Annotated in this window: 14 protein-coding genes; 4 read left to right on the top strand and 10 right to left on the bottom strand. The window is 66.9% G+C overall.

The genetic code is table 11. The features are described 5' to 3' along the window. Window position 1: 1 nt before the first annotated feature. The 4 genes from AC1DIO_RS11330 to AC1DIO_RS11315 form a co-directional block, all read right to left on the bottom strand. Entirely contained in the window at window positions 2-1,102 is a 1,101-nt protein-coding gene (locus AC1DIO_RS11330) for an ABC transporter permease (protein WP_441506316.1), read from the bottom strand. After that, on the bottom strand, window positions 1,099-2,625 hold the full coding sequence (locus tag AC1DIO_RS11325) for an ABC transporter ATP-binding protein (RefSeq protein WP_476853412.1): 1,527 nt from the start codon (window positions 2,623-2,625) through the stop codon (window positions 1,099-1,101). The genes AC1DIO_RS11330 and AC1DIO_RS11325 overlap by 4 nt, the downstream gene beginning before the upstream one ends. Continuing rightward, complete coding sequence (locus AC1DIO_RS11320; protein WP_441506314.1) at window positions 2,622-3,359, bottom strand: MBL fold metallo-hydrolase; 738 nt, start codon at window positions 3,357-3,359, stop codon at window positions 2,622-2,624. Before AC1DIO_RS11320 ends, AC1DIO_RS11325 begins: the two co-directional genes overlap by 4 nt. Window positions 3,360-3,420: 61 nt before the next feature. After that, on the bottom strand, window positions 3,421-4,422 hold the full coding sequence (locus tag AC1DIO_RS11315; RefSeq protein WP_476853411.1) for a BMP family lipoprotein: 1,002 nt from the start codon (window positions 4,420-4,422) through the stop codon (window positions 3,421-3,423). A 160-nt stretch (window positions 4,423-4,582) separates the two neighbouring features. Between AC1DIO_RS11315 and AC1DIO_RS11310 the strand changes: the two genes are divergently transcribed. Beyond that, window positions 4,583-5,371: a HesA/MoeB/ThiF family protein gene (locus tag AC1DIO_RS11310; protein ID WP_113518359.1), complete on the top strand. Its 789-nt coding sequence runs from the start codon at window positions 4,583-4,585 to the stop codon at window positions 5,369-5,371. Between the two features lie 67 nt (window positions 5,372-5,438). Here the strand turns inward: AC1DIO_RS11310 and gshB are convergent, their stop codons facing one another. From gshB to rsmI, 3 genes are all read right to left on the bottom strand, one after another. Beyond that, window positions 5,439-6,389, bottom strand: coding sequence for a glutathione synthase (gene gshB, locus AC1DIO_RS11305; RefSeq protein ID WP_441506313.1), 951 nt, complete (start codon window positions 6,387-6,389; stop codon window positions 5,439-5,441). Window positions 6,390-6,459: 70 nt separating this feature from the next. Further along, complete coding sequence (locus AC1DIO_RS11300) at window positions 6,460-6,840, bottom strand: YraN family protein (RefSeq protein ID WP_069877958.1); 381 nt, start codon at window positions 6,838-6,840, stop codon at window positions 6,460-6,462. Continuing rightward, window positions 6,837-7,772, bottom strand: coding sequence for a 16S rRNA (cytidine(1402)-2'-O)-methyltransferase (gene rsmI / locus AC1DIO_RS11295; RefSeq protein ID WP_441490441.1), 936 nt, complete (start codon window positions 7,770-7,772; stop codon window positions 6,837-6,839). Before rsmI ends, AC1DIO_RS11300 begins: the two co-directional genes overlap by 4 nt. A 194-nt stretch (window positions 7,773-7,966) precedes the next feature. On the opposite strand from rsmI, the gene AC1DIO_RS11290 reads away from it, so the two are divergent. Then, window positions 7,967-9,178, top strand: a complete 1,212-nt coding sequence (locus AC1DIO_RS11290) for a penicillin-binding protein activator (RefSeq protein ID WP_476853410.1) — start codon at window positions 7,967-7,969, stop codon at window positions 9,176-9,178. Window positions 9,179-9,279: 101 nt separating this feature from the next. On the opposite strand, the gene hemW is transcribed toward AC1DIO_RS11290, so the two are convergent. The 3 genes from hemW to rph are packed head-to-tail and all read right to left on the bottom strand — an operon-like array spanning window position 9,280 to window position 11,845. Continuing rightward, window positions 9,280-10,482: a radical SAM family heme chaperone HemW gene (gene hemW, locus AC1DIO_RS11285; protein WP_441506311.1), complete on the bottom strand. Its 1,203-nt coding sequence runs from the start codon at window positions 10,480-10,482 to the stop codon at window positions 9,280-9,282. Continuing rightward, a complete protein-coding gene (gene rdgB, locus AC1DIO_RS11280; RefSeq protein ID WP_476776741.1) occupies window positions 10,479-11,126 on the bottom strand; it encodes an RdgB/HAM1 family non-canonical purine NTP pyrophosphatase in 648 nt (215 codons plus the stop codon). The genes hemW and rdgB overlap by 4 nt, the downstream gene beginning before the upstream one ends. Before the next feature lie 2 nt (window positions 11,127-11,128). After that, window positions 11,129-11,845: a ribonuclease PH gene (gene rph, locus AC1DIO_RS11275; protein ID WP_069877955.1), complete on the bottom strand. Its 717-nt coding sequence runs from the start codon at window positions 11,843-11,845 to the stop codon at window positions 11,129-11,131. Window positions 11,846-11,987: 142 nt separating this feature from the next. Between rph and hrcA the strand changes: the two genes are divergently transcribed. After that, on the top strand, window positions 11,988-13,070 hold the full coding sequence (hrcA, locus tag AC1DIO_RS11270; RefSeq protein WP_441490437.1) for a heat-inducible transcriptional repressor HrcA: 1,083 nt from the start codon (window positions 11,988-11,990) through the stop codon (window positions 13,068-13,070). Next, entirely contained in the window at window positions 13,067-13,729 is a 663-nt protein-coding gene (locus tag AC1DIO_RS11265; protein WP_441506309.1) for an ankyrin repeat domain-containing protein, read from the top strand. Before hrcA ends, AC1DIO_RS11265 begins: the two co-directional genes overlap by 4 nt. The last annotated feature ends 106 nt before the right edge of the window (window positions 13,730-13,835 follow it).

The following is a 13,835-nucleotide window of genomic DNA, read 5'->3' as shown; positions in this document are numbered from 1 at the left end:
GCTAGGCCACCCGGCCGAGTCGGAGGGCGTTGGCGACGAGCTTGCGAAAGAGCCCGTCGAGCGCCCCGGCAAAGAGGATGACCACGCCGCCGATCACGACKACCATGTCCCGCGTAATGGTCGGCTTGTCGAAGGAGAGTTCCGCTCCGCCCTGATAGAGCACGCCGAACAGGAAGGCTGAGAGCGCGACGCCGATCGGGTGGCCGCGCCCCATCAATCCGACGGCGATGCCGACGAAACCGTAGCCGGCCGTGAAATCGATCAGGAGGCGGTGCTGCACGCCCATCGCCTCGTTGACCGCGAGCCCGCCAGCCAGGGCGCCGGAGAGCGCCATCGCGACCATGGTCATCCGGGCGGGCGAAATGCCGGCATAGGCGGCAGCGCGCGGATTGGCGCCGACGGTGCGGATCGCGTAACCGAGGCGCGAGCGATAGATCAGTGCCCAGATTGCGACGAGCGCGGCGAGCGCGAGCAGGAAAGCGGTGTTGAGCGGGGTCGCCGGCAGCTTGATCCCGAGCGGCGCGAGCAACTGGTGCATCGGCGTCAACACGGCGTGCCCGGCGAATTCCGGGGTTTCGGCCTGCATCGAACCAGGTTTCCCCATCACGTTGACGAGCAGATAGACGCTCAGCGTCGCCGCCAGGAAATTGAACATGATCGTGGTGATGACGACATGGCTGCCGCGCGTCGCCTGCAGCCAGCCGGGGATGAAACCATAGAGCGCGCCTCCTGCCGCTCCCGCCAGGATGGCGAGCGGCACCAGCAGGATGCCGGGCAGCGGCGCGAGCCAGAGGCAAGCCAGCGCGAGGAAGATGCCGGCGATGGTCGCCTGGCCCTCGCCGCCGATGTTGAACAGCCCGGCATGGAAGGCGACGGCGACGGCGAGGCCCGTGAAGATGAAATTCGTGGTGTAGTAGAGCGTGAAACCCAATCCCTCGATGCTGCCCAGCGCTCCCTTCAGCAGCAGGGCCGTGGCCTCCAGGGGGCTCTCGCCAATGCCGAGCACCACCAGTCCGGCGACAAGGAGCGCTGCGGTGACGCTGACCAGCGGAACCAGCCCGGCATCGGCCCAGCGGGGCAGGTCGATCGGCGTGGCGCTCATGCGGCTTCCTGGTTCACACCGGCCATCAGCAGGCCGAGATCGCGCTCATTGGTGGCCTCGGCCGCTCGCTCGCCGGTGATCCGGCCGCCGCACATGGCCAGGATCCTGTCGGACAACGCCATCACCTCCTCGAGCTCGACCGAAACAAGCAGGATCGCCACTCCGGCATCGCGCAGCGCAATCAGGCGGCGATGGATGAACTCGATCGCACCGATATCGACGCCGCGTGTCGGCTGGCCGACGAGCAGGACCTTTGGTGCGCGCTCGATCTCGCGGGCCAGCACGATCTTCTGCTGATTGCCGCCCGAGAATTTCGCGGCCTTCAGGGAGGGGTCTGCCGGGCGCACATCGTAGGCCGTCATGCCGGCGAACGCGTGCGCCGCAATCCTGGTCGGTGAGAGGAAGGGGCCTGGTCCGAAGGCCGGGTCGTCCTGGTAGCCGAGGATGCTGTTCTCGGCCGCGGGAAAGGCGGTGACCAGTCCCATCCTGTGCCGATCCTCGGGAATATGCATCACCCCGAGTTCGCGCAGATTGGCGGGCGTGCGGTCGCCGGCGTTGAGGATCTCGCCGTCGAGCCGGATGACGCCGCGCGAGGGCTGGAGCAGGCCGGCAAGCACCTCGAGCAATTCGCTCTGGCCATTGCCGGCGACGCCGGCGATACCGACGATCTCGCCGGCATGCAGCGTCAGGCTGACATCGCTGAGCTTCTCGCAACCACGCTCGTCGCAGAAACCGAGGCCGGCAGCCTCCAGAACGGGGGCCCCGCGCGGATGCGCCGTCTTCTCCACCCGCAGCAGCACGCGCCGTCCGACCATCGCCTCGGCAAGCTCGGGAGGCGAGGTCCGGGCGGTTTCGACATGCGCGATCATCTCACCCCGGCGCATCACCGAGACGGTGTCGGTCACATCCATGACCTCGCGCAGCTTGTGGGTGATCAGGATCACCGTCTTGCCCTGCGCCTTCAGTGATCGCAGCAGCGCAAAGAGCTGGTCGGCTTCCGACGGGGTCAGTACGGCGGTGGGTTCGTCGAGGATCAGGATCTCGGCGCCGCGATAGAGCGCCTTCAGGATTTCGACGCGCTGCTGAAGGCCGACGGAGAGATCGCCGACGATGGCGTCCKGGTCGATGGCGAGGCCATAATCCCGAGAGAGGCGCGCAAGCTCGGCCCGTGCCCTGGCGATGCCGCCCTTGAGCAGCTTGCCGCCCTCCGCGCCGAGCACGACGTTCTCGAGGACGCTGAGTGGTTCGACCAGCATGAAATGCTGATGCACCATGCCGATGCCGGCCGCGATCGCATCCGCCGGTCTGCGAATACGCAAGGGCTGGCCTGCGACCCTGATCTCGCCGGAATCGGCCTCATAGAAACCGTAGAGGATCGACATCAGCGTCGATTTGCCGGCTCCGTTTTCGCCGACGATGCCGTGGATCGAGCCGGCGGCGATGGAAAGCGAGACGTCCTTATTGGCCAGGACCGGGCCGAAGCGCTTGCTGATCGCGATMAGTTCGATGGCGGGAACGCTCATGGCACGATCACCATGCCGTCATGGGCCCGCTCTTCCGGCAAAGGGCCGTCATGGGCCAGCATGCCCGGCCCCATATGGGTCAGCACGATGCGCGGGGTCGCGAGATCGCCGCGCCGTGCCGCGAGTGTCTGGTAGTCGAGATGGTTGGCCAGCGGCCGGTCGTAATTGTAGCACTCGACAAGCAGCACATCGGCTCCGGCGGCCAAGGAGATCAGCTCATCGCTCCAGGCCGTATCGCCGGAAAAGGCAAAGACCTTGCCGTCGCGTGCCAGTCGATAGCCCTGGCAAGGGCCGGCGCGCTCGTCATGCACCATCGGGAAGGCGGTGATCGCGAGCCCGGCCAACATTGCCGGTGCATCCGGCGTCACCTCGACGAAACGGATCGGGAAGCGCCAGGGATTGGCCGAGGCGCCGGGGAAATCGGCCTCCAGCGCATGCCACGCTCGGTGTTCGATGCCGGCCGGTCCTGCGATGGTCAGGGGCTCGTTCCGGCGCGAGACGAATTGCGCATCGAGCAGAAAGGCCGGCAGCGCGCCGAAATGGTCGCCGTGGAAATGCGTGAACAGTAGGCTCGAGATCGGGTTGCGCGCGATGTTCGCCTTGTTCAGCGCGACCATGCTCGACGAGCCGCAGTCGAGCAACATGCGCTCGCCGACGGCCTCGACGAGCAGGCAGGTGTTGAAACGCCCGCCCGATCCGAAGGCGTCGCCGGAGCCAAGAATGGTGATCTTCATCCGGATGCKGCCCCGAAGCGCCGCCCTCCCCGAGAAGGAGAGGGCGGCATGCGCCCGTTCCTCACATCGTGCACTTAGAGTCCGACATGTAGTCGTGCACCTTCACCGTGCCGGCGATGATGTCATCGCGCGCCTTGTCGGCGGCGGCTTTCATCTCGGGCGTGATCAAGGCCCGGTTGGCATCGTCGAGCGCCCAGGCGACGCCGTCCTCCTTCAGCCCGAGCACGGAGATGCCCGGCTTCCAGCTGCCTTCGCGGGCTGCCTTGAAGGAGGCGTAGGTCGCGACATCGACGCGCTTCAGCATCGAGGTCAGCACCTTGCCCGGCTGCAGGGCGTTCTGGTTGGAATCGACGCCGATGCCGAGCTTGCCGGCATCCGCCGCCGCGCGCAGCACGCCGATGCCGGTGCCGCCGGCTGCGTGGTAGATCACGTCGGCGCCGCGGTCGATCTGCGACTTGGCAAGCTCGCCGCCCTTCACCGGGTCGTTCCAGGCGGAGGGCGTCGAGCCCGTCATGTTCTGGAAGACCTCGCCATCCTTCTTCGCCGCCTTGACGCCCTGGACATAGCCGCAGGCGAATTTCCGGATCAGCGGGATATCCATGCCGCCGACGAACCCGACCTTGCCGCTCTTGGATGCCATCCCGGCGAGCAGGCCGACGAGATAGGAGCCCTCATGCTCCTTGAACACGACCGACTGTACGTTCGGCAGGTCGACAACCATGTCGATGATCGTGAATTTCAGGTCGGGGAATTCGGCTGCCACCTTTTGCAGGGCGGTCGCCTGGCTGAAGCCGACCGCGATGATCGGGGAATGGCCGTCGCGTGCGAAGCGCCGCAGGGCCTKCTCGATCTGCGCCTCGTTGGTCGGCTCGAAATCGCGGAACTCGACACCGGTTTCCTTCTTGAATTTCTCGGCGCCGATGAAGGCGGCTTCGTTGAAGGATTTGTCGAATTTGCCGCCCTTGTCATAAACGACCGCCGGCTTGATTGCGGTTTGCGCCATGGCGGCGAGAGCCGAAAAGGCGACGCCCGCTAGCGCCAGCGCAAGAGATCTGACCCGCATATGTGCTTCCCCTGTGAACGCGCGGCGCGGTTTCTCCGCCCCTGCCTGTGCGCACGATGGCACGGCTTCCTCGCCCGGCCAAGCCGGGCTGCAGGCCATTTCCCTTGGCCCCGCCAACGCCACGATTGCCCAATCCAGCGGTTCGGCTTAACTCTGATGCATGAGCCTGCACGGTGACGAGATCGAACGCTATGCGCGCCATCTGGTGCTGCCGGAGATCGGCGGTCCGGGGCAGGCCAAACTCAAATCCACCAGCGTACTCGTGATCGGCGCGGGCGGGCTTGGCGCGCCGCTGATCCAGTATCTTGCCGCCGCGGGTGTCGGCATGATCGGTATCGTCGACGCCGATCATGTCTCGCTTTCCAACCTGCAGCGCCAGACGATCTTCAGCACTGCCGACCTCGGCGCGAACAAGGCGGTTGCGGCTGCCGGCTTCATCAAGCGGCTCAACCCGCATGTCGCGGTCGAGGAGCATGTCACCCGCATCGACCCGCACAACGCCCGCGCCATGGTTGCCTTCTACGACGTGATCGCCGACGGCACCGACAATTTCGAGACGCGTTACGCCGTCGCCGATGCCTGCTTCTACGAGAAGAAGCCGCTGGTCACCGCGGCCCTTGGCCGCTTCGATGGGTCGCTGACCACGCTGCGCCCGCATGAGAAGCGGCCGGACGGGCGGCCGAACCCGACCTATCGCTGCCTCTTTCCCAATCCGCCGCCGCCTGGCACGGTMGCACCCTGTGCCGAAGCCGGTGTGCTTGGCGCGCTCGCCGGCGTGATGGGCTCGCTGATGGCGCTGGAGGTGATTCGCGCAATCACCGGCTTCGGGGAGCCGCTGGTCGGCAAGCTCCTGCTCGTCGACGCGATGACGATGCGCTTCGATACGATGCGCTACGACTGGGATGCCGCCAATCCGTTGAACGGGACGGCGGTCGCCAGGAGCGCCTGAGCCTTCAGCCCCGATGCTGCGCTGTCGGCCGGGACAGGCCGGAGCCTGACCCGATGCGGTGAGGGCCCTAGCCTCGGCTTCTCACCTTCGCCTCGATCGCGTCCCAGACCTGGGCGGCGATATCGGGCCCGCCCAGCTTCTTGACGGCGCGCACGCCCGTCGGCGCCGTGACGTTGATCTCGGTCAGGTAGTTGCCGATCACGTCGATTCCCACCAGGATCAGGCCTCGCTCGCGCAGCGTCGGACCAATCGCCTCGCAGATCTCGAGCTCGCGCTTGGAGAGATCCGTCGGAGCGGCGGCGCCGCCGCGCACCATATTGGCGCGCAGGTCACCATCGGCCGGGACCCGGTTGACCGCGCCTGCCGCCTTGCCGTCCACCAGCAGGATGCGTTTGTCGCCGGCGCTGACCTCCTTCATGAAGCGCTGGACCACCCAGGCCTCCTTGAAGATCCCGGAGAAGAGATCGAACAGCGAGCCGAAATTGGGGTCGCCCTTCCCGGTCTTGAACACGGTCGCGCCGCCATGGCCGTAAAGCGGCTTCATCACGATCTCGCCGAACTCTTCGCGAAATGCTTCGATCTCGGCCCTGTCKCGGGTGATCAGGGTCGGCGGCATCAGTTCGGGGAAATGCGTGACCAGGATCTTCTCGGGCGCGTTGCGTACCTGCGCGGGATCGTTGACGACCAGCGTCTTCGGATGGATGCGCTCCAGCATATGCGTGGAGGTGATGTAGGCCATGTCGAACGGCGGGTCCTGCCGCAGCAGCACGACATCGAGCGTCGAGAGATTGGTGCGTTCCTCGGTTCCGAGGGTGAAGTGATCTCCGTCGACGTCACGCACTTCGACCGGCCTGATCGGCGCGGTGACCTTGCCGTCCCGCATCGAAAGCTGGTCCGGCGTATAGGTGTGGAGCGTGTGTCCGCGCCGCTGCGCCTCCAGCATCAAGGCGAAGCCGGTATCGCCGGCGATCCTGACGCGTTCGATGGGGTCCATCTGGATGGCGACGGCAAGGGTCATGGGCAAGGTTCCTGTTGCGCGGCCTCATATCGGCCCAGGCCCCATGCCTGTGCAAGGGGCAGGCTGCGCGTCACAGGATCAGCTCGAAGGCGCCGGGCACATGGCGCGGCCGACGCCAGGGCGCGACGAAGACGGCATCGGCTCGCAAATGATGGTCCATCGCCCAGGCATTGCGCGAGAGCCATTGCCGGATGCGGGCCTCGATCAGCCGGCGTTTCTCCGGAGTGATCGCGGTCAGCGCATCGTCGAGCAGGCCCCGGGCCTTGACCTCGACGAAGGCGATGGTGCGTCCGCGCTTCACGATGAGGTCGATCTCGCCGCCCTTGCCGCCGAAGCGCCGGGCGAGGGGCCGGTAACCCTTCGCGGCAAGCCAGAGGATCGCCAGCAGCTCGCCGCGCTGGCCGGTCGTTCCGGCTCGTCTGGCCTTCTGGCTGCGAGCCCTGGCTCTCAAGGCTCGCGGGTCAGTTCGAGGGCGCGCGCATAAATCTTGCGGCGCGGCTGCCCCGTCTCGGCGGCGACCTGCGCGACCGCCTCCTTGAGCGAGAGCCGCGCCATGGCCTCGCGCAGGCGCTCATCGATGACATCTCCCGCTGGAAGCAGAGCCTCGGCTCCGGGTGGACCGATGATCACGACGATCTCGCCGCGTGCTTCTTCCTCCTCGCCGTAATGGGCGGCGAGTTCAGCAAGCGTCCCGCGTTGTACGGTTTCGTGGTACTTGGTCAGTTCGCGGGCGACCGCTGCCGGCCTTGCGCCCAGCACTGCGCCGGCATCGGCGAGCATCTCGGCGAGGCGGCGCGGCGATTCGAAGAAGACGAGGGTGCCTGGAATGACCGCCAGCTCGGTCAGTCGCCCGCGCCGCGCGGCCGATTTCGGCGGCAGGAAACCTTCGAAGAAGAACCGGTCTGTCGGCAGGCCGGCAAGCACCAGCGCCGCCAGAACGGCTGAGGGGCCGGGAATGCCGGTGACCGGCAGGCCTTCGGCGACGACATCGGCGACCAGCTTGTAGCCGGGGTCCGACACCAGCGGCGTGCCCGCGTCGGAGATCAGGGCAAGCCGCCCGCCCTCCCGCAGCTTGGCCAGGATCTTCGGCCGCATCTGCGCGGCATTGTGCTCGTGATAGGGCAGGAGCGGTGTCGAGATTCCGTAATGTGCCAGCAGCGTCTTGCTGGTGCGCGTGTCCTCGGCGAGCACGGCATCGGCGGCGGCAAGCGTCGCCAGGGCGCGAAACGAGATGTCGCGCAGATTGCCGATCGGGGTTGCGACGATGTGCAGGCCCGGCGCCAGCGTCTCCGCTTCGGCGCGGAGCCCGAAGGCCGTGTAGCTGGGGGCGCGCTGCGATGCACGCGGGGCAGAGGCAGGCGGGGCGGAGGACGGAGCGGACATGTCCGCAAGCTGCCACAGCCGCGGTCCTTATGCCACGGCCGCATGCAGCTGCGCCTCGTTTCAAATGCGGCAAGACAGAGTTAACAACTTGAAAATACCATGTCGCACTGGCAGGAGTTCTCCACGGTCGGGGGACTGCAAGCTGGATACGGTMGCAATGACCGCGTTCCCCGTTCTCGACTGGAGATGATCCCGTGCTGCTCCAACGGCTCCCCCTTCCGGTCTCGAGGTTGCGTCTGGCGGCTCTGGCCCTCGGTGTTTCGCTTGGGCTCGCGGCCTGCAGCGGCGGTACGTCCGGCCTGCCAGGTTTTGACGGCGGTTCCGCGGCCCCGGGCGGCGAGGCTCAGGCGCCCACCGGCCAGACCATCGGCACCGGCAAGGTCAAAGTCGGCCTCGTGCTTCCCCTGACTGCGGAAGGGCAGGGCGCGGTCGTCGGCAACTCCCTGAAGAACGCTGCCGAGATGGCGCTTGCCGAATTCCCGGGCGCCGACCTCACGCTGCTGGTCAAGGATGATCGCGGGTCGCCGGAAGGCGCTCAGGCCGCGGCCCAGGAAGCGCTGCGTGAAGGTGCTGAACTGATCATCGGGCCGCTCTTTGCACCCTCGGTGCAGGCTGCCGCTCAAGTGGCGCGCGGCGCCAACCGCCCGATCATGGCTTTCTCCAGCGATAGCAATGTCGCTTCGCGCGGCGTCTATCTGCTCTCCTTCCCGCCCGAGAACGACGTCAATCGCGTGATCGCCTACGCCTCTTCGCAGGGGCGCAAGTCCTTTGCCGCGCTGGTTCCGGATACCGCCTATGGCCGGGTCGTCGAGGCCGCGTTCCAGCAGGCCGTCGCCAATCGCGGGGCGCGGGCGGTCATCATCGAGCGTTTCGGCTCCGACCAGAACAGCATGCGCACCGCTGTCCAGCGCCTCGTGCCGGCCTTGCAGCAGGCGGACGCGCTCTTCGTCCMGGCCGCAGCCGACACCATGCCGGCGCTGGGACTGGCACTTCAGCAAGCCGGGTTCGATCCGGCCAAGGTGAAGCCTCTCGGCACCGGTGTCTGGAACGATGCCAGCGTCGCGCGCGTTCCGGCGATCCAGGGAGGCTGGTTCGCATCGCCCGACACAGCCGGTTTCAATGCCTTTGCGGGCCGTTATCAGCAGCGCTTCAACGGCGCGCCGACCCGCACCGCGACTCTGGCCTATGATGCGGTCTCGCTGGCAGCGGCGTTGGCGCGGACGCAGGGAAGCCAGCGTTTCTCGGAGTCGGTTCTGACCAACCCGCAGGGCTTTGCCGGTGCGGACGGCGTCTTCCGTTTCCGCCCGGATGGGCAGATCGAGCGCGGGCTTGCGGTTCTCGAACTGCGCAACGGCCAGATCGTGACGGTCAATGCCGCGCCGCGAGACCTTGGGCCGAGGACGTAACAGGGCCCCCGCGCGCGGTTTCCGGGCGCTGCGACGCGCAGATCCTCGGTTCCAGAAACAGAATGATGCCCGGCGCGAGGCCGGGCATGGGGGCGGCAGGTCTAGGCCGCCAGATCCGCCACCAACGCGTCCAGGACCAGCGCCCCGTCCGGTGTCGCGGCGAGCTTGCCGCCGGGCTTGCGTGTCAGCAGCCCCTCCTTCATCAGGCTGTCGACGCGGGAAGACTTCAGTTCGCGCCCTGAAAGCGCCCTGAACGTGACCGGATCGATGCCCTCGACCAGTCGCAGGCCCATCAGCAGATATTCGTCGCCTTGCGCCTCGGCGTTCAGGCACTCGTTCTCGACCAGCGCATGCCCTTCGGCCTCGACGCGCTCGAGCCAGACTTCCGGTCGCTTCTCGGTCGACTGCGCCATCCGGCCCTCTGCTGTGACCAGCCTTCCATGCGCACCGGGGCCAATGCCGGCATATTCGCCATAGCGCCAGTAAACGAGATTGTGCCGGCATTCAGCGCCCGGCCTGGCATGGTTCGAGATCTCGTAGACCGGCAGGCCGTGCTTTGCCGTGATCTCCTGCGTCGTCTCGTAGAGTGCGGCGCCGACCTCATAATCCGGCACCTTCAACTTGCCGGCCTTGTACAGGGCCGCGAAGGCGGTGTCGGGCTCGATGGTGAGCTGGTAGAGCGAGAGATGCTCGGCAGCATGGCTGATCGCGAGTTCGAGTTCCTCGCGCCAGAGCGCGGGAGTCTGCTCGACGGAGCGGGCGTAGATCAGGTCGAAGGAGTAGCGCTCGAAATAGCGCCGCGCGATCGCCACCGCATCGAGCGCTTCCTGTGTCGAGTGCATCCGGCCCAGCGCCTTGAGGTCGGCGTCGTTCAACGCCTGCACACCGAGCGAGACGCGGTTGACGCCGGCGGCGCGGAAATCCTGGAAGCGTCCTGCCTCGACGCTGGTCGGGTTTGCTTCGAGCGAGACTTCGCAATTCGGGTCGACCGCCCAGGCGCCGCCGATCGCGTCGAGGATTGCGCCGACCGTGCGGCCCTCCATCAGCGAGGGCGTGCCGCCGCCGAAGAAGATCGAGGAGACGGTGCGTCCGGGCGCTAGCTGGGCGCGGTGCGCGATTTCGCGCCTGAAGGCTTCGATGAAGCGCTGCTGGTCGGGCGGCGTATGCCGCACATGCGAGTTGAAGTCGCAATAGGGGCACTTGGCCAGGCAGAATGGCCAATGCACATAGGCCGCGAAACCGGCATCCGCGGTCGGATGCGGCGGGACCGCCTGACGCTCGGCGATGGCGGCTGGCGCGTTCACTGGGGCAGCCTCAGGCAGGCTGCGGCGAGGAGCTGGAAGGCGCGGGCGCGATGCGACAGCGCCTCCGAACCATCATCCGGCACGCCGTGCTTTTCATCGGAAGACATTTCGCCAAAGGTCTTGGTGCGGCCGTCCGGCTTGAAAATCGGATCGTAACCGAAGCCTGAAGGGCCGCGCGGCTCATGGATGATCTCGCCGTAGACGCGGCCTTCGAAGAGCTCCTGGTGTCCGTCCGGCCAGGCGATGACCAGCGCGGAGACGAAATGACCCCGACGCTTGTCGGAGGTCGTTGCGCCGCGCTTGGCGAGCTCGGCCTGGACGCGGGCGAGCGCCGGGGCAAAGTTCTTGCCCGGCCCGGCCCAGTTGGCGGAGAACAGGCCAGGGGCGCCGTCGAGCGCATCGATGCACAGGCCGGAATCATCGGCGATCGCCGGCAGGCCGCTCGCTTGCGCGGAGGCCACCGCCTTGATCGCGGCATTCTCCGAGAACATGTGGCCATTCTCCTCGGGCTCGGGCAGGCCGAGTTCCCCGGCCGAGACCAGATCGACGCCATAGGGCGCCATCAGCTCGCGCATTTCGCGCAGCTTGCCCTGGTTATGGGTCGCAATCACGACCTTGCCTTGGAGAAGCCGATGTCCGCTCATGATCAGGCCACCGCCGCCTTCTGCAGCGCGACCAGCTTGCTGACGCCGCCCTTGGCGAGCCGGAGCAGGGCCATCAGCTCATCCTCCGAGAAGGGAGCGCCTTCGGCAGTGCCCTGCACTTCGACCAGGCCGCCTGTTCCGGTGATGACGAAGTTCGCGTCGGTCTGCGCGCCGGAATCCTCGACATAGTCGAGATCGATGACCGGGTTGCCGGCGACGATACCGCAGGAAATCGCGGCGACATGATCCTTGAGCGGGTTCGATGCCTTGAGCATGCCGCGCCCCTCCATCCATTTCAGCGCGTCGTGCAGCGCGACCCAGGCGCCGGTGATCGAGGCCGTGCGCGTGCCGCCATCAGCCTGGAGGACGTCGCAATCGACCACGATCTGGCGCTCGCCGATGGCGGTCAGGTCGACGACCGCGCGAAGCGAGCGCCCGACCAGGCGCTGGATTTCCTGCGTGCGGCCCGATGGCTTGCCGGAGGTGACCTCGCGGCGTGTGCGTTCATGCGTGGCACGCGGCAGCATTGAGTACTCGGCCGTGACCCAGCCCTTGCCGGTGCCACGCAGCCATGGTGGACCCTTTTCCTCGACCGTCGCGGCGCAGAGCACCTTGGTCTCGCCGAAGCTGACCATGCAGGAACCTTCCGCATAGCGCACCACGCCGCGTTCCAGCGTGACCTTGCGCATCTCGTCGGCCGCGCGTTTGGAGGGTCGCATGTTCACATCCCGATTTCGTGAGTTCGGCGGCTTGTAGGCGTTTGGGCCGGGCGCGGCAAGGCAAGCAGCCAGCGCTTGCCTCTTGATCCGCTGCCGCGCCGAAGGGACAATAGCCTATGTGCAACCAGATACTCGCCTCGCCATGAGCGCGCCCACGCGGCAGGACAGCCCTGGCGGGCTGGTCGAGACCGACCAACGCTCCCGTGAGATTTTCCGGCAGATCGTCGATGGCTATCTCGCGACGGGCGAGCCCGTCGGCTCGCGCAACATCGCGCGGCTGCTGCCGGTGGCCCTGTCGCCGGCAACTGTGCGCAATGTCATGACCGACCTCGAAATGGCGGGGCTGATCTACGCGCCGCATACCTCGGCCGGTCGGTTGCCGACCGAACGCGGATTGCGTTTCTTCGTCGACGCCATGATGGAAGTCGGCAACCTGACCTCCGACGAACGCGCCCGCATCGAGGCTCAGATGCGGGCAGCGGCCTCGACCCGGACGCTGGACGGCGCGCTGACCGAGGCGTCTGCACTGCTGTCAGGGCTGTCGCGTGGTGCCGGCGTTGTGGTCACCACCAAGGCCAATTCCCGGCTGAAGCATATCGAATTTGTCCGGCTGGAGCCGGTGCGCGCGCTTGTGGTGCTCGTGGCGGAGGACGGTACGGTCGAGAATCGGTTGCTCGCCCTTCCGCCGGGTCTGCCCGCCTCGGCCCTGACGGAGGCTGCGAATTTTCTCAATGCCCGTGTCCTCGGCAAGACCCTGAGCGAACTGCAGCGCGAGATCGCCGACGATCGCGCCACCATGGAGCGCGAACTCGATGCGCTGACGGCGAAGCTTGTCGAGAGCGGCATCGCCACCTCGTCAGGTCCGAGCAGCGATCGCCATCTGATCGTGCGTGGCCAGGCCAATCTGCTGGAGGATCTCAAGGCACAGGAGGATCTCGAGCGTATCCGCCTGCTCTTCGGGGATCTGGAGACGCAGACCGACGTGATCGACTTGCTGTCCCGCGCCGAGGCCGGCGACGGCGTGCGCATCTTCATCGGCTCAGAGAACAAGCTGTTCTCGATGTCCGGCTCTTCGATGATCGCCGCACCTTTCCATGATGCCGAGCAGCGCATTGTCGGCGTTGTCGGCATCATCGGCCCGACACGGCTGAACTATGCCCGCATCGTGCCGATGGTGGACTATACCGCCAAGGTCGTGGGGCGGCTTCTGGATGGTGCGCGGTGAAGCGCGTCTTGCGAGCCGGACTGATTCTGGTGCTTGGAGTTTTTGCGATGGCGGCGATGGGGCAGAACGGACAGGCGAGCCTCCTCGACGCGGCCGCCGCCGGCAGGACTGCCGAGGTCTCCCGGCTGATCGCGGCCGGGGCCGATCTCGAGGCTCGCGATGCGCAGGGGCGCTCGCCGTTGTTGCTCGCTGTGGCCGGCAATCATGTAGCGATCGCCAAGGCGCTGCTCGCGGCGGGCGCCAACATCAATGCGCAGGCCGCCAATCGCGACACGCCCTGGCTGCTCGCCGGTGCCGCCGGTCGCGCCGAGATCGTCGCTGCGATGATCCCGCTGAAGCCCGACCTGGCGATCCGCAACCGCTATGGCGGCAACGCCCTGATCCCGGCCTGCGAGCGCGCCCATGTCGAGACGGTCAAGCTGCTCCTGGGCAGCGGCATCGACCTGGACCACGTCAACGATCTCGGTTGGACCTGCCTGCTCGAGATCGTCATCCTGGGCGATGGCGGGCCACGGCATCAGGAGGTTGCAAAGCTTGTGCTCGAGGCAGGCGCCGATCCGAGTCTGGCCGACAAGGATGGTGTCTCGCCGCTGGCCCATGCCCGCCAGCGCGGGCAGCGGGCCGTCGCGGCCTTGATCGAGAAGGCCGGCGGCCGCTGAACGATTCCAGCCAGCGGGCCATGACCTGCTCGCTGGCGTGAAGGTCGTTCGCTTCGGGTTGCCCCGGACCGAGACTGCTCTGTCGCTCGATCAGGTGGACCGCCAG

Source organism: Allobosea sp. 05T439 (assembly GCF_056396005.1).
This window is presented reverse-complemented; position numbering and strand designations above follow the sequence as displayed.

Coding starts and splice junctions, on each gene's coding strand:
- AC1DIO_RS11320 (WP_441506314.1), bottom strand. CDS start 3,359: ATGAAGATCACCATTCTTGGCTCCGGCGACGCCTTCGGATCGGGCGGG.
- rdgB (WP_476776741.1), bottom strand. CDS start 11,126: ATGAGCGGACATCGGCTTCTCCAAGGCAAGGTCGTGATTGCGACCCAT.
- hrcA (WP_441490437.1), top strand. CDS start 11,988: ATGAGCGCGCCCACGCGGCAGGACAGCCCTGGCGGGCTGGTCGAGACC.
- rsmI (WP_441490441.1), bottom strand. CDS start 7,772: ATGTCCGCTCCGTCCTCCGCCCCGCCTGCCTCTGCCCCGCGTGCATCG.
- rph (WP_069877955.1), bottom strand. CDS start 11,845: ATGCGACCCTCCAAACGCGCGGCCGACGAGATGCGCAAGGTCACGCTG.